Here is a 21032-nt window from a genome sequence, read left to right on the forward strand (position 1 = left end):
CGCTTGCCATCAGTCCTTCAGCACCTTCAGACCAGCAGCGCCGAGGCCGAACTGGTAGAAGATCTGCGTCCACTCGCGGGCCGCCTGTGTGATCGTGGTCTTGTTCAACTCCTCGGGCACGAAGATGGTGTCGCCGGGCAGGGCGCTGGAGGCGTCAAGGCCATTGCCCGACAGGATCCAGCCGGACTCCTGGCGCGCGCTCAACACGCTGCCGTTGGCCCGCAGCACGAAGATGCTGGCCGTATCCGCGCCGCGCGTCGCGCCACCAGCCAACTGCAGGAAGTCACGCACGGTACGGCCCTCGCCGTAGAGGAAGCTGCCGCCGTTGAACACGCTGCCGAACACGCCGATCGTGTTGGGGCGCGAGGGAATCAGCAACCGGTCGCCATCTTCGAGCGCGAGGTCCGGCAACGTCGAGGCATTCGGCGTCATCTGCAGCACGATGCGACCAGTCGGGCGAACCTTGCGCAGGCGTTCGATCAGTCGGGTGCTATTGGCGGCCTGTGCCGTTTGGGCGGCGGCCTCATCGCTGGTGGTGGCTTTCTGTGTGCTGGCCTTGCGCGTGAACTCGGTCTCCAGGTCGCGCAACGCACGGTCGTAGTTCTGCTCCTGTTGCAGGCGCACGCTGTCGCGGTTCAGCTCGGTACCGAACAGATAGGCGCCGGGTGTGAGCCCCCCCGCCGCCTTCACGGCATCGGCCAGCGACGCGCCCGGGGCGAGCAGGTACTCACCTGGACGCTGCACCTCCCCCTCGATGCGAACGCGTTTGTTCCGCTTGTTCTGCGGCTGGGCCATCGTGATCGCGCTGACCGCGCGGACCACGTCGCCCGCACGAGGCTTCTCCTGACCTTGTGTTGGGAGACGCAACTCGACGATGCGGACATCGTTGCGGTCCGTGAGCCGCTCGATCAGCACGCGGCCGCGTTCGCCGACGGCAGCGAACCCGCCCGCCATTGCCAGCAGGTCAGTGACGGTCTCGCCTGGCTTCAGTTCGAAGATCGCTGGCTGGTTCACACTGCCGATCATGGCGACCTGCTCGCCAACGGCAGCGAAATGCACCACGTCTTCGGCCTGCAAGCTGCGGTCGGCAGCCTTGTCGCCCCGGACCAGCAGGTCGTACAGATCAAAGGAGGTGGGCGGCTTGCCGACGCGGCGCAGTTCGATGCGGCGCATGCTGCCCGCAGCGGACGGGCCGCCGGACAGCATGACCGCATTGACCAGCGTGGACAGCGCACTGACGGTGTAGGCGCCTGGACGCACGGCGAAGCCGGTCACGTACACGCGCACGCTGCGCACCTTGCCCAGCGTCGCGCTGAGCTTGAAGTTGCGGAACACCTGGGCCGCGCGTTGCTGGAGTACATGGCTCAAGTCCGCATGGCGAACGCCCGCCACCAGCACCGGGCCGATACGCGGGATGCTGATGCGGCCGGTACGATCTACGGTCAGTCGCAGGTCGGCATCCACGCTGCCCCAGATGGCGATCTGCAGCTCATCGCCGACACCGACGACGTAGTCCGCAGGCACCTCGGCCCCGTTCTCGGCATCGGCGCGAGGCAACTTGTCTCCGGCGATGAGGTCAATACCGAAGCGCTGAATGGGCGGGTGTTCCAGAGGCAGAAGGCTCTGCACATAGGTCTCGAATTCGCTGGGCGGCGGCAGCAGCGTCGAGCGCCGCAGCGGATCCAGATCGAGTTCGTCGCGACGCTGGCGCGCGTCATCCCGGTCACGACCGCGCTCCCGGTCGCGCAGGGCGTCCCGCTCACGTTCCCGGCCGGGCGCCGTCAGTCGCACCGGGCCGCTGTCGGCGTTGCTACCAGTGCTGTTGCTCGTACTCGTCGAGGTGGTCGTGGACCGGTTCTCGACCGGGTCTGCCGCCATGGCCAAGCCCGTGAGGCCTGCAGTCAGGCCGACCAGGCAAGCCGATCGGCGGCCCCATTGGATCAAGGTTCGTGCTGCATTGGAGCGCGAAAGCGGCGTGAGATTCATGCGTGCTCGCAGTGGACTTCAGGGCGCGGCAGCCGGAGGCAGCCTCGATGAAAGCGCCGGATTCTAGGGGCGGACCCGGAGGCGGCCGCGCCGATGCCGGGGTTAGCCCGACTACACTGCTGACCCGCGTTCGCGGCGCCTGGGCCGGAGTACCGCTCAATCGACGCTTGCTCCAGAGACAGGCCATCGCCTCTTCATGCTCATCGTCTTCTTTGCCAGCTTTGGTGCTGCGCTGGTCATCACCCTGCTGCTTGTTCGCTCGGCCCACCTGCACGGCGCCTTGTCGGCAGACTTCGACCGCTCGGGCCCGCAGAAGTTCCATTCGGAACCGGTTCCGCGCGTTGGCGGCATCGGCATCTTCACCGGCTTCCTGATCGCCACCGGTCTGCTGGCCTGGCGCCAGCGTGAGTTCATGGCGCCGGTGCTGTGGCTGGCCTTGTGTGCCGTGCCGGCCTTTGCGGCGGGCCTGGTCGAGGACCTGACCAAGAAAGTCAGCCCGTTTCGGCGTCTTCTCGCCACGGCGTTCTCGGCGGGGCTGGGGGTCGCGCTGCTGGGAGCCTCGATCCCCACCACAGGCATCCCGGGCTTGGATCTGATCGCCTCGACCTACCTGGGCTCCGCGTTGCTGGCGGTCTTCGTCGTCGCCGGTGTCGCCAACTCGGTGAACATCATCGACGGCATGAATGGCCTTGCCTCGATGTGCACGGCCATCATGCTGGCCGGCCTGGCCTATGTGGCCCTGCAGGTGGGCGACCAAGTCATTGCCGCAATGGCCATCGTCGTGGTCGGCGCGGCGCTGGGCTTTTTCCTGTGGAACTACCCCAACGGCCTGATCTTCCTGGGTGACGGTGGCGCCTACTTCCTGGGCTTCATGCTGGCGGAGCTTTCCATCCTGCTGCTGGTGCGCAATCCCGGCGTGTCGCCCATGTTCCCGCTGCTGCTGTGCGCCTATCCGGTCTGGGAGACGGTGTTCTCCATCTACCGGCGCAAGGTCGTGCGCGGCCGGCCGGCCGGCATGCCCGATGGCATTCACCTTCACAGCCTCATCTACCGCCGGCTGATGCGCTGGGCCCTTGGCAGCAAGGACGCGGCGGTGCTGACCCGCCGCAACGCGCTGACCGCGCCTTATCTGTGGGTTTTGTGCAGCTTGTCCGTCGTGCCCGCCACGATCTGGTGGGATGACACGGCGATGCTGCAAATGATCCTGGGGCTGTTCGTGGTCTGCTATGTGCTGCTGTACTGGCGCATCGTGCGTTTTCGCACCCCGCGCTGGATGGTGCTGCGCTCGCGTTCCGAGTCTTTGCCGCGGTCGCACCACGAATAAGTTTTCGCATCCGGGATAATCACCGGATGCAAGAAACCCCTGAGGTCGCCGCGGAAGCCGCGCCCGCCCGATTCGACACCCTGGCGCTGGACGCTAAATTGCTTCGCGCCGTTGCCGACTCCGGCTACGCGACGATGACGCCCATCCAGTCCAAGGCCATCCCCATCGTGCTGCAAGGGCGCGATGTCATGGGCGCCGCGCAGACCGGCACCGGCAAGACGGCCGCCTTCTCCATTCCGCTGCTGCAGCGCATGCTGAAGCATGAGAACCCCAGCGTGTCGCCGGCCCGCCACCCCGTGCGCGCGCTCGTGCTGGCGCCCACTCGGGAGCTGGCCGACCAGGTCGCCGACAACGTCAAGAAGTACGCCAAACACACGCAACTGCGCTCGGTGGTCGTCTTCGGCGGCGTCGACATGAAGCCGCAGACCGCGGCGCTGAAGGCCGGCGTCGAGGTGCTGATCGCCACGCCCGGCCGGCTGCTGGACCACATCGAGGCCAAGAACTGCGTGCTGAACCAGGTCGAGTACGTGGTGCTCGACGAGGCCGACCGCATGCTGGACATCGGTTTCCTGCCGGACCTGCAGCGCATCCTCAGCTTCCTGCCCAAGGCGCGCCAGACGCTGTTGTTCTCGGCCACGTTCTCGCCCGAGATCAAGCGCCTGGCCCAGAGCTATCTGCAGGACCCCATCCTGGTCGAGACGGCGCGGCCCAACCAGACCGCGTCGACCGTCGAGCAGCGCTTCTACGGCGTCAGCGACGACGACAAGCGCGCCGTCATCAAGCAGATCCTGAAGGACCGCTCCATCCGCCAGGCCATCGTGTTCGGCAACTCCAAGCTGGGCGTGGCCCGCCTGGCGCGGGCCTTCGAACGCGACGGTCTGCGCACCGCGGCGCTGCACGGCGACAAGTCGCAGGACGAGCGCCTGAAGTCGCTGGACGCATTCAAGCGCGGCGAGGTGGACCTGCTCGTGGCGACCGACGTGGCCGCGCGCGGCCTGGACATCGCCGACCTGCCGGCCGTCTTCAATTTCGACGTGCCCTTCAACGCCGAAGACTACGTGCACCGCATCGGCCGCACGGGCCGTGCTGGCGCCTCGGGCCTGGCGGTGACGCTGGTCACCAAGTCCGATGCCCGCCTGGTGGCGGACATCGAGAAGCTGACCAAGCGCAAGATCGACCTGGACCCCTTTGAGGTGGAGGCCGAGCGGCCGCGCTTCGAGCGCCGCCGCCGTGATGAATCGTCGGAGCGCGAGGATCGCCCATCGCGCTCTACCAGCCCCGCCCTTCGCACGCCCGCGCCGCCGTCGACCGACCCTTTCTTCGACAAGCCCTACGAGTCCGGCTCGCGCGACGAACCGCCTGCTTGGGAGAAGGCCAAGGCGGCAGCGCCGGCCAAGGGCCTGTCCAGCTACATCAAGCCCAAAAAGCAGGTGGCGGCGCTGTTCGGCGCCAAGAAACCGGCGCCGGCCGAGTCCTGATCGACGTTCAGGCTAGCAGCGCGAAGACCGCGGGGATGCGGTCGGGCAGGGCGGCGGTGCTGCCCCGCTTCCAGTCGGCCACCGTGGCGGTGCGCGTCCAGCCACCGGGCAGCGTGAGACCCACGCTGATGGACAGCCGTGTGCCGGGCTTCAGCGATGCCAGCAGTGCCTGGCGCAAGGCCTCGTTCCGATACGGCGTCTCGATCAGCAGTTGCGTTTGACCGGCCTTGGCCGACAGCGTCTCCAACTCGCGAATGCGCGCCGTGCGCCCGCCGGCGTCCACCGGCAGATAGCCCACGAACGCGAAGCTCTGGCCGTTGAGGCCGCTGGCGGCCAGCGCCAGCAGCAGGGAGCTGGGGCCGGACAGTGGCAGCACCTCGATGCCCGCCTCGTGGGCCGCGGCGACCAGGCGCGCGCCGGGATCGGCCACGGCGGGCAGGCCGGCCTCGGAGATCAGGCCCAAGTCGTGTCCCTCCAGCGCGGGCTTCAGCAAGGCCCGCCAGGCTGCCGTGTCGTCGCTGCCCGGCTTGCCCCCCTTGGCCGGGCGCGGCAGTTCCACGATCTGCACCGCTTGCAGCGGCTGAGCCAGCGGCGCGACGGCATCGACGCGCTTGAGCAGCGCTCGTGTCGTCTTCGCGTTCTCGGCGGCCCAGTGGCCCAGGCGCGCGGCCTGTTCGATGACTCGCTGAGGCAGCACCTCGCGCAGGTCCAGTGAATCATCCACGCCGAAGTCCAGCGTGTTCGGCATCAGGATCAGTCTGCCCTTGTTCATGCCAGCGGCTCCAGCCCGGCACGGCGCAGCAGCGCACAGGTGCGGATCAGCGGCAACCCCACCAGTGCGGTCGGGTCGTCGGACTCGACGGCGTCCAACAGCGCGATCCCCAGGCTCTCGACCTTGGCGCTGCCGGCGCAGTCATAGGGTTGATCGGCTCGCAGATAGGCCTCGATGGCGGCGTCGCTCAGTTCGCGCACGCGTACTCGCACCTCGGCGCGCTCGATGGCGGCCAGGCCCGGCGCCACGACGGCGACGGCCGTCTGGAAGACAACTTCACGCCCGCTCATACGTCGTAGCTGAACCGCGGCGGCGGCGTGCGTGCCCGGCTTGCCGATGGCCTCGCCGGCCAGGTCGGCCACCTGGTCGGAGCCGATGACGATGGCGCCCGGGAAGCGGGCCGCCACGTCCCGCGCCTTGGCTAGCGCCAGCCGTTCGGCCAGGGCCGCGGGCGCCTCACCAGGCAGGGCGGTTTCATCGACATCGGGCGCCATGGCGTCGAAGGGCAGGCGCAGTCGGCTCAGCAATTCATGCCGGTAGCGTGACGTTGAGGCAAGGATCAACTGGGGCATGGGTTCATTCTCGCCGGCCTAAACTTCGCGTCATGAAACCGCGCGCCTTTGTTCCCGAGAAGCTCGACCTTGCCGTCTTCATCCGTGAGAGCGGCAGCCTGGAGGGCGAATGGCCGGCCGCCTCGCTGCAGCGCCTGGCCGATGCCGCGGCGCCCGAGGCGCCCGCAGCGGGCTGGCCTGCACTGCGCTGGAGCTTGCAGGGTGAAGTTCGCCAGCCCAAGGGAGGCCAGGCGCAGGCTTGGCTGCACGTGGCCTGCCAGGCTGAGGTGGCGCTGACCTGCCAGCGCTGCCTGAAGCCGGTCACCGAGGCGCTGGCCATCGACCGCTGGATCCGCTTCGTCGACACCGAGGCCGAAGCCGAGGCGCTGGACGTGGACAGCGACGACGATGTGCTGGCCTTGCCGCGCCACCTCGATGCGCGCGAGCTCATCGAGGACGAGTTGCTGCTGGAACTGCCCCTGGTGCCGCGTCACGACGCTTGCCCCGAACCCCTGCCGCAGGCCCCGGACGAAGAGGTCGTCGAAGCCGAGGAAGATCGTCCCAACCCCTTTGCCAAGCTGGCCGCCCTGAAGCGCGGTGGCAGCGCCTGAAATCATGGTCGGGTACGCGCCGGCGGCCCGTGAGTTTCGCGTGGCTTGGCGAGATGCGTATTCGCTGCTACACTCGTGGGCTTTTCTGCGGCCTGGAGCTCGAGCTTTGATCTCGCTCCCCGGGGTCGCAACCCCGAACCCCGCAGAGTCTGGAGAATTTCATGGCTGTTCAGCAAAACAAGAAGTCGCCTTCCAAGCGCGGCATGCACCGTTCCCACAATGCCCTGGTCAACCCGGGCACGGCTATCGAGCCGACGACGGGCGAAGTGCATCTGCGTCACCACATCAGCCCCAACGGCTTCTACCGTGGCCGCAAGGTGCTGAAGAGCAAGGCCGACGCGGCCTGATGCTCTCGCGCCGCCGCGTGGCGGTGCACACCGACGAATCTGCCGACCCGGCCTGCGCCCTGCGCTGTGCCGGGTTTGGTCTTTTCTGAACCGCTTCCGTCTCCATGACCCACGCGCCCCTGCCCGATCCCGTCCGCCTCGCCGTCGACTGCATGGGCGGCGACCACGGCCCCTCGGTCACGCTGCCGGCCTGCCGCGCCTTTCTCGACAAGCATCCCGGTGCCGAGCTGTTGCTCGTTGGCAAGCCCGAGGCCCTGGCCGCCGCGGCGGCCTGGCCACGTTGCCGCATCGTGCCCGCCAGCGAGGTGGTCACGATGGACGACCCCATCGAGGTGGCGCTGCGCCGCAAGCGCGACTCGTCCATGCGCGTCGCCATCCAGCAGTTGAAGGAAGGCCGTGATGGCGAACCGGCGCTGGCCCATGCCTGTGTGTCCGCCGGCAACACCGGCGCGCTGATGGCCGTCGCCAAGGTGTTGCTGAAGACACTGGCGGGCATCGACCGCCCGGCCATCGCCGCGGTGATGCCCAATGCCGCCGGCCGCTTCACCACCGTGCTGGATCTGGGTGCCAACGTGGATTCCACGGCCGAGAGCCTGTTGCAGTTCGCCGTCATGGGCAGCGCGCTGGTGTCGGCCGTCGACGGCATTGAGGAGCCGAGCGTGGGTCTGCTCAACATCGGCGAAGAGGCCATCAAGGGCAGCGAGATCATCAAGCAGGCCGGCGAGCTGCTGCGCGCCGCTGGCAGCACCGGTCAGCTGAACTTCTACGGCAATGTCGAGGGCAACGACATCTTCAAGGGCACGACCGACATCGTCGTCTGCGACGGCTTTGTCGGCAATGTCATGCTGAAGGCCTCGGAGGGCCTGGCCAGCATGATGGGCGGCTTTATCAAGACGGAGTTCACCCGCGACTGGCTCAGCATGCTGGGCGCGCTGGTGGCAAGGCCGGTGCTGAACCGCTTCAAGCACCGCGTGGACCACCGCCGCTTCAACGGCGCGGCGCTGCTGGGTCTGCGCGGCCTGGTGTTCAAGAGCCATGGTTCGGCTGACGCCTTCGCGTTCGAGAATGCCTTGGCCCGCGCTTATGATGCCGCCCGCAACCGGCTGCTTGACCGGGTACACGATCGCATCGTCGGCACGCTGCAAGCGAACCCTGGCGATGCTGGAGACAAGGCGGCGCCCACCGCCCAGGCCGCATGAGCCCCACTGGAACGCAATCCCCTCGCTATTCCCGCATCCTCGGCACCGGCAGTTTCCTGCCCGCCGACCGGGTGACCAACCAGGATCTGGCTCAGCGCCTGGCGGCTGACGGTATCGAAACGTCGGACGAATGGATCGTCGAGCGCACCGGCATCCGCGCCCGCCACTTCGCGGTGCCGGAGCAGGCGTCCAGTGATCTGGCCTTGCCCGCATCGCAGGCCGCGCTGGAAGCTGCCGGCATCGCTGCCGAGGAACTTGACCTCATCATCGTCGCCACGTCCACGCCGGACATGGTTTTCCCGTCTACCGCCTGCCTGCTGCAGAAGAAGCTGGGCGTGCACGGCTGCGCGGCCTTTGACGTGCAGGCCGTCTGCTCCGGCTTCGTCTACGCGCTGAGCGTAGCCGACGCGATGATCAAGTCCGGCGCGGCCAACAAGGCGCTGGTCGTCGGCGCCGAGGTGTTCTCGCGCATCCTGGACTTCAAAGACCGCACCACCTGCGTGCTGTTCGGCGACGGCGCCGGTGCCGTCGTGCTGGGCGCCAGCGCCGAGCCGGGCATCCTGGCGACCGAGCTGCATGCCGACGCCCGCCACACCGACATCCTCTGCACGCCTGGCACCGTGGCCGGCGGCCAGGTTGTCGGCAGCCCTTTCCTGAAGATGGACGGCCAGGCCGTCTTCAAGCTCGCCGTGGGCGTGCTGGAGAAGGTGGCCCGCTCCGTGCTGGAGAAGGCCGGCAAGACCGACGCCGACATCGACTGGCTCATTCCGCATCAGGCCAACATCCGCATCATGCAGGGCACGGCCAAGAAGCTGAAGATGGACCTGAACAAGCTCATCGTCACCGTCGACGAGCATGGCAACACGTCGGCCGCCTCCGTGCCGCTGGCTCTGGACGCCGCGGTCCGAAGCGGTCGTGTACAGCGCGGCGACCTCGTCATGCTGGAAGGCGTCGGCGGCGGCTTCACCTGGGGCGCAGCCCTGCTCAACTACTGATCTTTCCTCCCATGACCGCACCCTTTGCAGTCGTCTTCCCCGGGCAGGGTTCGCAGGCCGTCGGCATGCTGGACGCCTGGGGCGACCACCCGGAAGTCCGCCAGACTCTGGAAGAAGCCTCCGCCGCGCTCGGCGAGGACATAGCCGCGCTGATCCACGCCGGCCCCAAGGAACAGCTGGACCTGACCACCAACACCCAGCCCGTCATGCTGACGGCCGGCATCGCCTGCTGGCGCGCCTTCGTCGCGGAGACCGGCGCCGTGCCGGTTGCCGCAGCGGGTCACAGCCTGGGCGAATACACTGCCCTGGTTGCAGCCGGCGCGCTGAGTCTGGCCGATGCGCTGCCGCTGGTGCGCTTCCGCGCCCAGGCCATGCAGGAAGCCGTGCCGGTGGGCGTCGGTGCGATGTATGCCGTGCTGGGACTGGACGGTGATGCCGTGCGCGCCGGTTGCGCGCAGGCCGCCGCGGAAACTGGCGAGGCCATCGAGGCCGTCAACTTCAACGACCCCAAGCAGACCGTCATCGCCGGCAGCAAGGCCGGCGCCATCAAGGCCGCCGAGATCCTGAAGGCCGCCGGTGCCAAGCGCGCGCTGCCGCTGCCGGTGTCCGCACCCTTCCATTCCAGCCTGATGAAGCCGGCGGCGGAGCGCTTGAAGGAGCGCCTGACTGCCGTCGAATTCAAGGCCGCCGCATTCCCGGTGATCAACAACATCGATGTGGCCGTCACCGACAGCGCAGACGCATTGCGTGACGCGCTTTACCGCCAGGCTTTCGGCCCAGTGCGCTGGGTTGAGGTCGTGCAGGCCCTGAAGGCCCGCGGCGTCAACCACATCATCGAAGCCGGCCCCGGCAAGGTGCTGACCGGGATGGCCAAGCGCATCGACGCCGAACTGCAGGCCGCCTGCGTCTTCGACCCCGCCTCGCTGGCCGAGGCGCGAGCCCTCCTGGGTGGAGGCTGAAACCATGACTGAATCTGCAAGCAAGGGCGTGGCCCTCGTCACCGGCGCCAGCCGCGGCATCGGCCGCGCCATCGCGCTGGCTCTCGCCGCCGATGGCTGGCGTGTCGTCGGGACCGCCACAACCGAATCCGGCGCCGCCGGCATCACCGAGGCGCTTGGCCCCCAAGGCGGCCGCGGCATCGTGTTGAACGTCACCGACGGCGCCGCCACCCAGGCGGCCGTGGACGACATCGTCGCCAAGGACGGCGGCCTGCACGTACTGGTGAACAACGCCGGCATCACGCGCGACGGGCTGTCCATGCGCATGAAGGACGACGACTGGGATGCCGTCATCGACACCAACCTGAAGGCGGTGTTCCGCCTATCGCGCGCCGCCATCAAGCCAATGATGAAGCAGCGTTCGGGCCGCATCATCAACATCACGTCCGTTGTGGGCGCCTCTGGCAACCCCGGTCAGGCCAACTACGCCGCGGCCAAGGCTGGCGTGGCGGGCCTGACGCGCTCGCTGGCGCGTGAACTGGGCAGCCGCGGCATCACTGTCAATTGCGTCGCGCCCGGCTTCATCGCCACTGACATGACCGAGGTACTGCCCGAGGCCCAGAAAGCCGCGCTGCTGGCGCAGATCCCGCTGGGCCGCCTGGGTGCGCCCGAGGAGATTGCCGCGACCGTGACCTTCCTGGCCTCGCCCGGCGGCGCCTACATCACTGGCAGCGAACTGCACGTCAACGGCGGCATGTTCATGGCCTGATCCCGGTGGCCTGCGGACCCTCCCAGGCCACCCCGGCGCCCCGACTTAGGGGCATCACCCTAGAGCCCGTAGAATGTCGGGCTGTTTTCTGCAAACCCCTCCTGGAGGAGTCATGAGCGATATCGAAGCACGAGTCAAGAAAATCATCGCCGAGCAACTCGGTGTGGCGGAAGCCGACGTCACGAACGAGAAGGCTTTCGTCGCCGACCTGGGCGCCGATTCTCTGGACACCGTGGAACTGGTGATGGCCCTCGAAGATGAGTTCGGCATCGAAATTCCGGACGAAGAGGCCGAGAAGATCACCACCGTGCAGCTGGCGATCGATTACGCCGTCAAGCACCAGAAGGCCTGAGCGCCTTTCTTCTCTCGCAACTCTGATCTGCACCGCATGAGTCGTCGCCGCGTCGTCGTCACCGGCCTTGGCCTCATCAGTCCCGTCGGCAACACCGTTGCCGAAGGCTGGGCCAACATCCTCGCCGGCCGTTCCGGCATTGCCAACATCACCCGTTTCGACGCGAGCAACTTCGCGTGCAAGTTCGCGGGTGAAGTGAAGGGCTTCAACATCGAGGATTACATCCCCGCCAAGGAAGCCCGGCACATGGATACCTTCATCCATTTCGGGCTGGCGGCGGCCATGCAGGCGGTGCAGGACTCCGGTCTCCCGACCGGCGATCAACTGACCGAAGAACAGGCCGAGCGCATCGGCGTGCTGGTGGGTTCGGGCATCGGCGGCCTGCCGCTGATCGAAGAGACCCATGGCGAGCTGACCAACCGCGGTCCGCGCCGCATCTCGCCGTTCTTCATCCCGGCCTCGATCATCAACATGATCTCGGGCCACGTCTCCATCCAGTACGGCTTTCAGGGGCCCAACCTGGCGATCGTGACGGCCTGCACGACGGGCCTGCACGCGATCGGCGAAGCCGGCCGCCTCATCGAGTACGGCGACGCCGACGTGATGATCGCGGGCGGTGCCGAGTCGGCCGTGTCGCCGTTGGGCGTGGGTGGCTTTGCCGCGGCCCGCGCGCTGTCGACCCGCAACGACGACCCCGCGACCGCGTCCCGCCCCTGGGACAAGGATCGCGACGGTTTCGTGCTGGGTGAGGGCGCCGGCGTGCTGGTGCTCGAAGAGTACGAACACGCCAAGAAGCGCGGCGCCAAGATCTATTGCGAGCTGTCGGGCTTCGGCATGGGTGCGGACGCGTACCACATGACCGCGCCCAACGTTGACGGCCCCAAGCGCTCCATGCGCGCGGCGCTGCGCAACGCGGGCATCAACCCCGACCAGGTCCAGTACATGAACGCCCACGGCACATCCACGCCGCTGGGTGACGTGAACGAAACCAACGCGATCAAGCTGGCCTTCGCCGACCACGCCAAGCAGATGGTCGTCAGCTCGACCAAGTCCATGACCGGCCACCTGCTGGGCGGCGCGGGCGGCATCGAGTCGGTCTTCACGGCATTGGCGATCCGCGACCAGGTCGCGCCGCCGACCATCAACATCTTCAACCAGGACCCCGAGTGCGACCTGGACTACTGCGCCAACGAGGCGCGGCCGATGAAGATCGAGTACGCCGCGAAGAACAACTTCGGCTTCGGTGGCACCAACGGCACGCTGATCTTCAGGCGCGTCTGATCCCGCCCGGCCATGCGCCGCACGCCGCCGGTCCGGGTGCAACTTGAGCCCCAGCCGGCCGTGCAGGCCGTGGTGGCGCTCATCGTGGCACTCGCCGCGGCCGGCGTTGCGGGCTGGGTTACCAGCCATCATCCGTTCATGTGGCCCTTGTGGCTTGCCTTGCCGCTCGCGGCAGGCTGGGCCTGGCGTGAAGCTGCGGTGCAGCCGCGCCTGCTGCGCTGGGACGGCCAGGCCTGGTGGCTCACCGAACCCGATGCGTCCGCCGAAATGGCCGTGAGCCTGAGCGTGCTGATAGACCTGGATGGCTGGCTGCTGCTGCGGGCCGCGCCGGGCTCGCGCTGGCTGCCGCTGTCGCGCCGCCAGCAGTCCGCGCATTGGACCGCGCTGCGCGCGACGCTGTTCGCTGGCCCGTCAGGAGTGCCGTCGCCATGAGCGCGGATGCCGACGCACTGCTGGTGCGCAAGGCGCAGGAGGGCAGCCGGGCCGCCTTCGACATGCTGGTCATCAAGTACCAGCGCCGCGTCGAGCGGCTGCTGGCGCGCAGCGTGCGCGATCCCGCCGACGTGGCCGACCTGTGCCAGGAGACCTTCCTGGCCGCCTACCGGGCGTTGCCGGCTTTTCGTGGCGACAGTGCCTTCTACACCTGGGTCTACCGCATTGCGATCAATGCCGCCAAGCGTCATCTGGGCCGCCAGCGGCCGGCCGAATCGCTGGACGACGAGGACGGAACTTTCGACACCCGGGCGGCTCCAAGCGACGATGCGACCCCCGAGGCCCTGCTTGCCAGCCGTCAGCTGGCGCGCAGCCTGGACGAGGCGGTCGAGGCCCTGGCTGATGATCAGCGCCGGGCGTTGCTGCTGCGAGAGGTGGATGGCTTGAGCTACGAAGAGATCGCGGATCTGATGGATTGCCCGCCTGGCACGGTGCGTTCGCGCATCTTTCGTGCCCGCGAAGCCGTGGCGGCGCGCCTGCGGCCCCTGCTCAGCAGTGGAGGCCGGCGATGGTGAGCGCGGAGCGCACGGCGCTGGATCAGGCCTTGTCCGCCGTCATGGACGGCTGCGCGACGCCGCAGGAGTGGGCGCAGGTCGAGCGGGCCTGGGCTCAAGACCCTTCGCTGCGTGAACGCTGGGCCAACTGGCAGACGGCGGCGGACGGCCTGTGCTCGGCCGATCTGCTGGCAGGGCAGGGGCGCGCCGGCGATCTGCTGGATCGACTGCACGCGGCATTGCCGGCGCAACTGCCGGCTGTCCGGCGGCGTCGTGAATGGCTGGCGCCGTTCGCCGTGGCTGCCGGCTTCGTTGCGATGGCCGTGGGCATCACGCAGTTGCGGCCCGCCGCGCCTCCCGACGCTGGCCTCGCCGCTGCACGGATTGAAACAGTGCCGATGCAAGGGCTTGTGGGCACCAGCTTTGCCCAGACGGCCTCAGGCCGTACGCTCGCGCCGGACGTGGTCGTGCGCGACAGCGCGGCGTCAGCGGAAGCGCCGCTGGAATGGCGGGACTGGTCGCCCCCAGCGGGCGATCCGGCGGCCTCCGGCCCGCGCCCTTGAACCGCTGTCGAGCCCACCCATCTGTTTTCGCTCTCCCATTCCAACCCGGAAGTCGATATGCACGCTGAGAACCCTGTCACCCGCGCCCGCGCGCGCACCCTGCTGTCGGGCACGGTCCTGGCGCTCACCTTCGCACTGGGGCAGCCGGTGCTCGCAGCACCGGCGCGGGAGCTGCCGGACTTCAGCGAGGTGGTGGAGCGGGTGGGCCCTGCGGTGGTCAACATCCGCACGTCCGAGAAGGTCAGGCAGGTGGATGGCCAGGGCGACGCGGACGAACAGATCCTGGAGTTGCTGCGCCGTCGCGGCATTCCTGTGCCCAATCAGCGCCGCGGCGCGCCGCGCGATGAGGACGCGCCCACGCGCCGTGGCGTCGGCTCCGGCTTCATCCTCAGCGCCGATGGCTATGTGCTGACCAATGCCCACGTGGTGCAGGGCGCGGACGAGGTCATCGTCACGCTGACCGACCGGCGTGAACTGAAGGCCAAGCTCATCGGTGCCGACCAGCGCTCCGACGTGGCGGTGGTCAAGGTGGAGGCCACCGGCCTTCCGGTCGTCAAGGTGGGCGACAGCAACAAGGCCAAGGTCGGCGAATGGGTCATGGCCATCGGCTCGCCCTTCGGCCTGGAGAACTCCGTGACGGCCGGCATCATCAGCGCCAAGCAGCGCGACACCGGCGAACTGCTGCCGCTGATCCAGACCGACGTGGCCATCAACCCCGGCAACTCCGGCGGTCCGCTGGTCAACATGCGCGGCGAGGTCATTGGCATCAACTCGCAGATCTACAGCCAGAGCGGCGGCTACATGGGCATCTCGTTCGCGATCCCCATTGGCGACGCGATCCGCGTGGCGGATGAACTGCGGGCCGGCGGTCGCGTCGTGCGCGGCTATCTGGGCGTGCTGCCGGGCGACATCTCGAAGGAGGTCGCCGAAGCCATCGGGCTGGGCAAGCCCCAGGGCGCGCTCGTCGGCAATGTCATTGCCGGCAGCCCGGCCGAGAAGGCGGGCGTGGAGGGGGGCGACGTCATCACCAAGGTGGACGGCAAGATCGTCGACAAGGCGGCCGACCTGCGCCGTCTCATCGCGACCGTCAAGCCGGGCGCCAAGGCCACGCTCACCGTGTTCCGTCGCGGTGCCTACAAGGATCTGGTGGTCACCATTGCCGAGGATGAGCGCAGCCGTGCCGCCGGCAGTGGCGCGACACCGGATGGCGAGTCGGCGTCGACGGCCAGCCCCAGTGCGGCCCTGGGCCTCAAGGTGGTGGATCTGACCGAGGCGCAACGCACGGAGCTCAAGTTGAAGGCGGGCGTGCGCGTCGAGGCCGCCACGGGTGCCGCCGCACGGGCCGGCCTGCGCGAAGGCGACCTGATTCTGTCGGTCGACAACGTCGAGGTCGCCACGGTCAAGGCCTTCCAGGCGCAGATCGCCAAGGCCGACAAGACCAAGACCATCAACCTGCTCGTGCGCCGCGACGACATCGTCACCTTCGTGCTGCTGAAGCCGGTCAAGTGACAAGGCAAGGAAAACTCGGCCGGCCAGTCGGGCTTTCCGCGATGCGGCAAGCTCGGCGCGAGCTTCAGGCCGGGTTGTCCACCGCTGATGGAAGTTGGCGCCGGCTAACTTAAGTTTCCGGTCGCGGATTGTTCGCCCCAACCGCTAAAATCAGGCTCGACGCGCCGCCGAAAGCGGTGTCCTGCGCAGGAATCCGGCGCCGCCGACGGCGGCAAGATTTGATCCACAGGAGATTCACAAGAACTTGTGGATAAGCTGTGGATGAAAATCCTTGTTGGTGACCTGCAACGGCCGGAGAACCAATGCTGGTGCGGTTTCCCGGCCGATGCTTTTGGCTACAATGGAAGCCCAACAAGCAGTTGCCATACCTTTTGTTGGAAGGCGCGTCACCTCTTCGACGTGCCTTTTTTTTATGTTCTCGGCACGGCGCTTCGCGCCTTCACATCGCTGCGCGATTTGAGCCTTCCCCGCAACGGCTCGCGCCGTTGAAGCCTTCCGGCCTCGCGCATTGCAGACTCCATGAACCACATCCGCAACTTCTCCATCATTGCCCACATCGACCACGGCAAGAGCACGCTGGCCGACCGCATCATCCAGCGCTGCGGAGGGCTGAGCGATCGCGAGATGGAGGCGCAGGTGCTGGACTCCATGGACCTGGAGCGTGAGCGCGGCATCACCATCAAGGCGCAGACCGCCGCGCTGCAATACAAGGCCAAGGACGGTCAGGTCTACAACCTGAACCTGATCGACACGCCGGGGCATGTGGACTTCTCGTACGAAGTCAGCCGCTCGCTGTCGGCCTGCGAGGGCGCGCTGCTCGTTGTCGACGCGTCGCAGGGCGTGGAAGCGCAGACGGTGGCCAACTGCTACACGGCGCTGGACCTCGGTGTCGAGGTCGTGCCGGTGCTGAACAAGATGGACCTGCCGTCGGCCGACCCGGACAACGCCAAGGCCGAGATCGAGGACGTCATCGGCATCGACGCCGACGACGCCATCCCCTGCTCGGCCAAGACCGGCATGGGCATCGACGAGATCCTGGAAGCCGTCATCGCCAAGATGCCGCCGCCCAAGGGCGTCCCCGATGCGCCGCCGCGCGCGATGATCATCGACGCCTGGTTCGACAACTACGTCGGCGTCGTCATGCTGGTGCGCGTGGTGGACGGCGAACTGCGCAAGGGCGAGCGCATCCGCATGATGGCGACCAACGCCGTCTACCCCATCGAGCACCTGGGCGTGTTCACGCCGAAGAGCGAGAACCGGGACAGCCTGAAGGCCGGCGAGGTGGGCTTCATCATCTGCGGCATCAAGGAACTGGTGGCCGCCAAGGTGGGCGACACGGTCACGCTGGAAAAGAAGCTGCCCAACAACGCCGGTCCCGCGACCGAGGCGCTGCCCGGCTTCAAGGAGATCCAGCCGCAGGTGTTCGCGGGCCTGTACCCGACCGAGGCCAGCGAGTACGACCAGCTGCGCGACGCGCTGGAGAAGCTCTGCCTGAACGACGCCTCCATTCGCTACGAGCCCGAGGTCAGCCAGGCGCTGGGCTTCGGCTTCCGCGTCGGCTTCCTGGGCCTACTGCACATGGAGATCGTGCAGGAGCGCCTGGAGCGCGAGTTCGACCAGGACCTCGTGACGACGGCGCCCAGCGTCATCTACGAAGTGGAGATGAACGACGGCGAGGTCATCCAGGTCGAGAACCCGTCCAAGATGCCGGACGTGGGCCGCATGCGCGAGATCCGCGAGCCCATCGTCACGGTGCACCTGTACATGCCGCAGGACTACGTCGGCGTCGTCATGACGCTGGCCAACCAGAAGCGCGGCGTGCAGCTGAACATGGCCTACCACGGCAAGCAGGTCATGCTGACCTACGAGATCCCGCTGGCCGAGATCGTGCTGGACTTCTTCGACAAGCTGAAGTCGGCCTCGCGTGGCTATGCGTCCATGGACTACGAGTTCAAGGAGTACCGCGCCGCCGACGTCGTCAAGGTCGACATCATGATCAACGGCGACAAGGTCGACCCGCTGGCCATGATCGTGCACCGCAGCCAGAGCCAGTACCGCGGCCGCGGCGTGGCCGCCAAGATGCGCGAGCAGATCCCGCGCCAGATGTACGACGTGGCCATCCAGGCGGCCATCGGCGCCAACATCATCGCCCGCGAGAACATCAAGGCGCTGCGCAAGAACGTGCTGGCAAAATGCTACGGCGGTGACATCACCCGAAAGCGCAAGCTGCTGGAAAAGCAAAAGGCCGGCAAGAAGCGCATGAAGCAGATCGGCTCGGTCGAGGTGCCTCAAGAGGCCTTCCTCGCCATCCTGCAGGTCGACGACTGACCCCTACCGTTCTACCCCCACCCCGCCTTGAATACCTCCCTGATGAGCGCTCTGACCGGTGTTTTGTACGCGGCCCTGGTGGCCTACCTCGGTGGCTGGTACCTCGGGCGCTGGACCGGCAACTTCGCGCTGCTGCTGTTCATCCTGACCGCCGTCACGATGCTGTACTGGCTGGCCGAGCGCTTCCACTTCGCGCCGGCACGCAGCCGCGCCGCGCAGAACCTGGTCGACAGCGACGCCAAGCGCCGTGAGAACCTGGCGTCGCAAGGCATCAGCCGCGTGGACGGCGACATCGAGCCGGCACGCCAGCAGCTCCTGCAGCAGCCGTGGTGGCTGGACTGGACCGCCGGCTTGTTCCCGGTGATCCTGGTCGTGTTCCTGCTGCGCAGCTTCCTGTTCGAGCCGTTCAAGATCCCGTCCGGCTCCATGGTACCCACGCTGCTGGTGGGCGACCTCATCCTGGTCAACAAGTTCCACTACGGTGTGCGTCTGCCGGTGATCAACAAGAAGATCATCGCCAACAACGACGTGAAGCGCGGTGACGTGATGGTGTTCCGCTACCCCGAGGACCCGAGCACCGACTTCATCAAGCGTGTGGCCGGCATCCCGGGCGACGAGATCAGCTACATCAACCAGAAGGTCTACATCAACGGCCAGCTAGCGCCCGTGCAGCCGCAAGGCAACTTCTACGACGAGGATGCCCGCGTCTACCGCCAGCGCTTCCTGGAGAAGCTGGGTGACAAGGAGCACCAGATCCTGGTGCAGTCCGATGCGCAGCGCTTCTTCCGTCCGGATCGTGCCGACGGCCCCTTCCCGTTCCAGGAGAACTGCCGCTACACCGTCGAGGGCGTGACCTGCAAGGTGCCGGCCGGCCAGTACTTCATGCTGGGCGACAACCGTGACAACTCGCGCGATTCCCGCTTCTGGGGTTTCGTGCCGGATGAGAACATCGTGGGCAAGGCCTTCTTGGTGTGGATGAATTTCGGTAACCTCAAGCGCATCGGTACCTCCTTCTGATTGATGCACCCATGAGCAGCCGCCGTCGCTTCCCGTCGTCCTCAAATGCCCAGCGCGGCTTCACGCTGGTGGGCCTGATCTTCTGGGGTGCCGTCATCGCCGTGACGGCCGTCATCGGCATGAAGGTCTTCCCAACCGTGCTGGAGTACTACACGGTCAAGGGGGTGGTCGACCGCATTGCCGCAGCCAACCCGTCCACCGTGCCGGCCGTGCGCCAGGAGTTCGACCGGGTCCGTCAAGTCGAGTACTCCATCGTGAGCCTCACAGGCGCCGACCTGACGGTCAGCAAGGACGGCAACGACAAGGTCGTCATCGAGTTCGGCTGGGACAAGGAAGTCGACCTGTTCGGGCCGGTGTACCTGCTGATCAAGTACCGCGGCAAATCGCGTTGACCCCGGCGCTGCGACGATGAACGCTGCGCTCGATGCCCTTCAGCGCCGCCTGGGCCATCGCTTCCAGCGGCCCGAACTGCTGCTGCGCGCGCTGACCCACCGCAGCTATGGCGCCGACCACAACGAGCGCCTCGAGTTCCTCGGCGACGCCGTGCTCAGCTTGGCCGTGTCCAGCCTGCTGTACGAGCGCTACGCCGGCTCCGACGAGGGCGACCTTACCCGCGTGCGCGCGCACTTGGTGCGCGAGGACAGCCTGCACAAGCTCGCGTTGGCGCTGGGCCTGCCTGAGGTGCTGAAGATGTCCGACGGCGAGGCCAGAGGCGGCGGCGCGCAGCGCCCATCCATCCTGGCCGACGCGGTGGAAGCCGTGCTGGGCGCGGCCCATGTCGACGCCGGCTACGAGGCCGCGCTGGACATCGTGCGCCGCCTGCTGGGCGAAACCATCGCCACGGCCGCCAGTTCGGGCGACTTCGGCAAGGACGCCAAGACCGCGCTGCAGGAGTGGCTGCAGGCGCGCCGCATCGCGGTGCCCAGTTACCGCATCATTGCGACGCGTGGCCAGGCCCATGCCCAGACCTTCGAGGTCGAATGCGCCGTGCCGGCGCTGGACATGGCCGCATTGGGCGAAGGCCGCTCGCGCCGCACCGCCGAACAAGAGGCGGCACGTCGCTTGCTGGATCGACTGAACGAACGAGGCCGCTGATGACAGACGACGTCACCCCCAACACCCCCGCAGGCCCGGCCCAGCCGACCCCTCAACGATGTGGCCTCATCGCCATCGTCGGCCGGCCGAACGTCGGCAAGTCCACGCTGCTGAACGCCCTCGTGGGCCAGAAGGTCAGCATCACGTCCGACAAGGCCCAGACCACGCGTCACCGCATCACCGGCGTGCGCACGGTCGACGAAGCGCAGTTCGTGTTCGTCGACACGCCCGGCTTCCAGACCAAGCACAACGCTGCGTTGAACCGCACGCTGAACCGCACCGTGCACGGCGTGCTGGCCGACGTGGACCTTGTGCTGTTCGTCGTCGAGGCCGGCCGTTTCGGCCTGGACGACGCCAAGGTGCTGGGCCTGCTGCCCGAGGACAAGCCGGTCGTGCTGATCGCCAACAAGCTGGACGCCGTGCACCGTCGCGCCGAGCTGGCGCCGTGGCTCAAGGGCATGCAGGAGCGCCGCAACTTCGCCGAGTTCGTGCCGCTGTCGGCCAAGAAGGAGGCCGACGTCACGCGCCTCTTCAAGATCCTCAAGCCCTACCTGCCCGAGCAGGGCTGGTTCTATGACGAGGATGCGCTGACCGACCGCAGCGAGAAGTTCCTCGCCAGCGAGATCATCCGCGAGAAGCTGTTCCGCCTGACCGGCGACGAGCTGCCCTACACGTCCACCGTCGTCATCGACAAGTGGGAAGAGGAGGGCGAGCTGCGCCGCATCAGCGCCAGCATCGTCGTCGAGCGCGACGCCCACAAGGGCATGATCATCGGCCAGGGCGGCGAGCGGCTGAAGCGCATCGGTTCCGAATCCCGTCAGGAGCTGGAGCACCTGATGGACGGTCGCGTGTTCCTGGAACTGTGGGTCAAGGTGCGCTCGGGCTGGGCGGACACCGAAGAGCATCTGCGCAGCTACGGCTACGAGTGACC

23 protein-coding genes are annotated in these 21032 nt (G+C 67.4%); 20 read left to right on the forward strand and 3 right to left on the reverse strand.

The window, feature by feature from the left end:
- Nucleotides 1-9: 9 nt before the first annotated feature.
- Complete coding sequence (locus J2X21_RS19435) at nucleotides 10-1986, reverse strand: SLBB domain-containing protein (protein WP_310331375.1); 1977 nt, start codon at nucleotides 1984-1986, stop codon at nucleotides 10-12.
- Nucleotides 1987-2182: 196 nt separating this feature from the next.
- Between J2X21_RS19435 and J2X21_RS19440 the strand changes: the two genes are divergently transcribed.
- Both J2X21_RS19440 and J2X21_RS19445 read left to right on the forward strand, forming a co-directional pair.
- On the forward strand, nucleotides 2183-3310 hold the full coding sequence (locus tag J2X21_RS19440) for an MraY family glycosyltransferase (RefSeq protein ID WP_310331376.1): 1128 nt from the start codon (nucleotides 2183-2185) through the stop codon (nucleotides 3308-3310).
- Nucleotides 3311-3336: 26 nt separating this feature from the next.
- Entirely contained in the window at nucleotides 3337-4788 is a 1452-nt protein-coding gene (locus tag J2X21_RS19445) for a DEAD/DEAH box helicase (protein WP_310331378.1), read from the forward strand.
- A gap of 7 nt (nucleotides 4789-4795) precedes the next feature.
- Here J2X21_RS19445 and J2X21_RS19450 read toward each other — a convergent pair whose 3' ends face one another.
- Together J2X21_RS19450 and J2X21_RS19455 are read right to left on the reverse strand one after the other, a co-directional pair.
- A complete protein-coding gene (locus J2X21_RS19450; RefSeq protein WP_310331379.1) occupies nucleotides 4796-5560 on the reverse strand; it encodes an SAM-dependent methyltransferase in 765 nt (254 codons plus the stop codon).
- Nucleotides 5557-6132: a Maf family nucleotide pyrophosphatase gene (locus J2X21_RS19455; RefSeq protein ID WP_310331380.1), complete on the reverse strand. Its 576-nt coding sequence runs from the start codon at nucleotides 6130-6132 to the stop codon at nucleotides 5557-5559. The genes J2X21_RS19450 and J2X21_RS19455 overlap by 4 nt, the downstream gene beginning before the upstream one ends.
- Before the next feature lie 32 nt (nucleotides 6133-6164).
- Here J2X21_RS19455 and J2X21_RS19460 point away from each other — a divergent pair, with 32 nt between their 5' ends.
- From J2X21_RS19460 to era, 18 genes are all read left to right on the forward strand, one after another.
- The gene (locus tag J2X21_RS19460) at nucleotides 6165-6722 is read left to right on the forward strand and encodes a YceD family protein (protein WP_310331381.1); all 558 of its coding nucleotides are present in this window, start codon (nucleotides 6165-6167) and stop codon (nucleotides 6720-6722) included.
- Nucleotides 6723-6883: 161 nt separating this feature from the next.
- Nucleotides 6884-7069 carry a 50S ribosomal protein L32 gene (rpmF, locus tag J2X21_RS19465; protein WP_233375308.1) on the forward strand — a complete coding sequence of 62 codons (186 nt, stop codon included), beginning with the start codon at nucleotides 6884-6886 and terminating at the stop codon, nucleotides 7067-7069.
- Nucleotides 7070-7173: 104 nt separating this feature from the next.
- On the forward strand, nucleotides 7174-8268 hold the full coding sequence (gene plsX / locus J2X21_RS19470; protein ID WP_310331382.1) for a phosphate acyltransferase PlsX: 1095 nt from the start codon (nucleotides 7174-7176) through the stop codon (nucleotides 8266-8268).
- Entirely contained in the window at nucleotides 8265-9263 is a 999-nt protein-coding gene (locus J2X21_RS19475; protein ID WP_310331384.1) for a beta-ketoacyl-ACP synthase III, read from the forward strand. The genes plsX and J2X21_RS19475 overlap by 4 nt, the downstream gene beginning before the upstream one ends.
- An 11-nt stretch (nucleotides 9264-9274) precedes the next feature.
- Nucleotides 9275-10222 carry an ACP S-malonyltransferase gene (fabD, locus tag J2X21_RS19480; RefSeq protein ID WP_310331387.1) on the forward strand — a complete coding sequence of 316 codons (948 nt, stop codon included), beginning with the start codon at nucleotides 9275-9277 and terminating at the stop codon, nucleotides 10220-10222.
- A gap of 4 nt (nucleotides 10223-10226) precedes the next feature.
- The gene (gene fabG, locus J2X21_RS19485; protein WP_310331389.1) at nucleotides 10227-10970 is read left to right on the forward strand and encodes a 3-oxoacyl-ACP reductase FabG; all 744 of its coding nucleotides are present in this window, start codon (nucleotides 10227-10229) and stop codon (nucleotides 10968-10970) included.
- Nucleotides 10971-11082: 112 nt separating this feature from the next.
- Complete coding sequence (gene acpP / locus J2X21_RS19490) at nucleotides 11083-11322, forward strand: acyl carrier protein (RefSeq protein WP_056204266.1); 240 nt, start codon at nucleotides 11083-11085, stop codon at nucleotides 11320-11322.
- 36 nt (nucleotides 11323-11358) lie between these two features.
- Nucleotides 11359-12603: a beta-ketoacyl-ACP synthase II gene (gene fabF / locus J2X21_RS19495; protein ID WP_310331391.1), complete on the forward strand. Its 1245-nt coding sequence runs from the start codon at nucleotides 11359-11361 to the stop codon at nucleotides 12601-12603.
- 36 nt (nucleotides 12604-12639) lie between these two features.
- Complete coding sequence (locus tag J2X21_RS19500) at nucleotides 12640-13035, forward strand: hypothetical protein (RefSeq protein WP_310331393.1); 396 nt, start codon at nucleotides 12640-12642, stop codon at nucleotides 13033-13035.
- Entirely contained in the window at nucleotides 13032-13610 is a 579-nt protein-coding gene (gene rpoE, locus J2X21_RS19505; RefSeq protein WP_310331394.1) for an RNA polymerase sigma factor RpoE, read from the forward strand. Before J2X21_RS19500 ends, rpoE begins: the two co-directional genes overlap by 4 nt.
- Before the next feature lie 29 nt (nucleotides 13611-13639).
- Complete coding sequence (locus tag J2X21_RS19510) at nucleotides 13640-14152, forward strand: hypothetical protein (protein WP_310331396.1); 513 nt, start codon at nucleotides 13640-13642, stop codon at nucleotides 14150-14152.
- A 57-nt stretch (nucleotides 14153-14209) separates the two neighbouring features.
- Entirely contained in the window at nucleotides 14210-15661 is a 1452-nt protein-coding gene (locus J2X21_RS19515; protein WP_310331398.1) for a Do family serine endopeptidase, read from the forward strand.
- 261 nt (nucleotides 15662-15922) lie between these two features.
- The gene (locus J2X21_RS19520) at nucleotides 15923-16150 is read left to right on the forward strand and encodes a hypothetical protein (RefSeq protein ID WP_310331399.1); all 228 of its coding nucleotides are present in this window, start codon (nucleotides 15923-15925) and stop codon (nucleotides 16148-16150) included.
- A 30-nt stretch (nucleotides 16151-16180) separates the two neighbouring features.
- Entirely contained in the window at nucleotides 16181-17989 is a 1809-nt protein-coding gene (gene lepA, locus J2X21_RS19525) for a translation elongation factor 4 (protein WP_310331402.1), read from the forward strand.
- Nucleotides 17990-18031: 42 nt separating this feature from the next.
- Nucleotides 18032-19006, forward strand: a complete 975-nt coding sequence (gene lepB / locus J2X21_RS19530; RefSeq protein ID WP_310331404.1) for a signal peptidase I — start codon at nucleotides 18032-18034, stop codon at nucleotides 19004-19006.
- A gap of 11 nt (nucleotides 19007-19017) precedes the next feature.
- Nucleotides 19018-19398: a DUF4845 domain-containing protein gene (locus J2X21_RS19535; RefSeq protein WP_310331406.1), complete on the forward strand. Its 381-nt coding sequence runs from the start codon at nucleotides 19018-19020 to the stop codon at nucleotides 19396-19398.
- A 16-nt stretch (nucleotides 19399-19414) separates the two neighbouring features.
- Nucleotides 19415-20101: a ribonuclease III gene (gene rnc, locus J2X21_RS19540; protein ID WP_310331408.1), complete on the forward strand. Its 687-nt coding sequence runs from the start codon at nucleotides 19415-19417 to the stop codon at nucleotides 20099-20101.
- Nucleotides 20101-21030 carry a GTPase Era gene (era, locus tag J2X21_RS19545; protein WP_310331410.1) on the forward strand — a complete coding sequence of 310 codons (930 nt, stop codon included), beginning with the start codon at nucleotides 20101-20103 and terminating at the stop codon, nucleotides 21028-21030. Before rnc ends, era begins: the two co-directional genes overlap by 1 nt.
- The last annotated feature ends 2 nt before the right edge of the window (nucleotides 21031-21032 follow it).

This window comes from Roseateles asaccharophilus, from assembly GCF_031458115.1.
GTDB classification, from domain to species: Bacteria; Pseudomonadota; Gammaproteobacteria; order Burkholderiales; family Burkholderiaceae_C; genus Pelomonas; species Pelomonas asaccharophilus_A.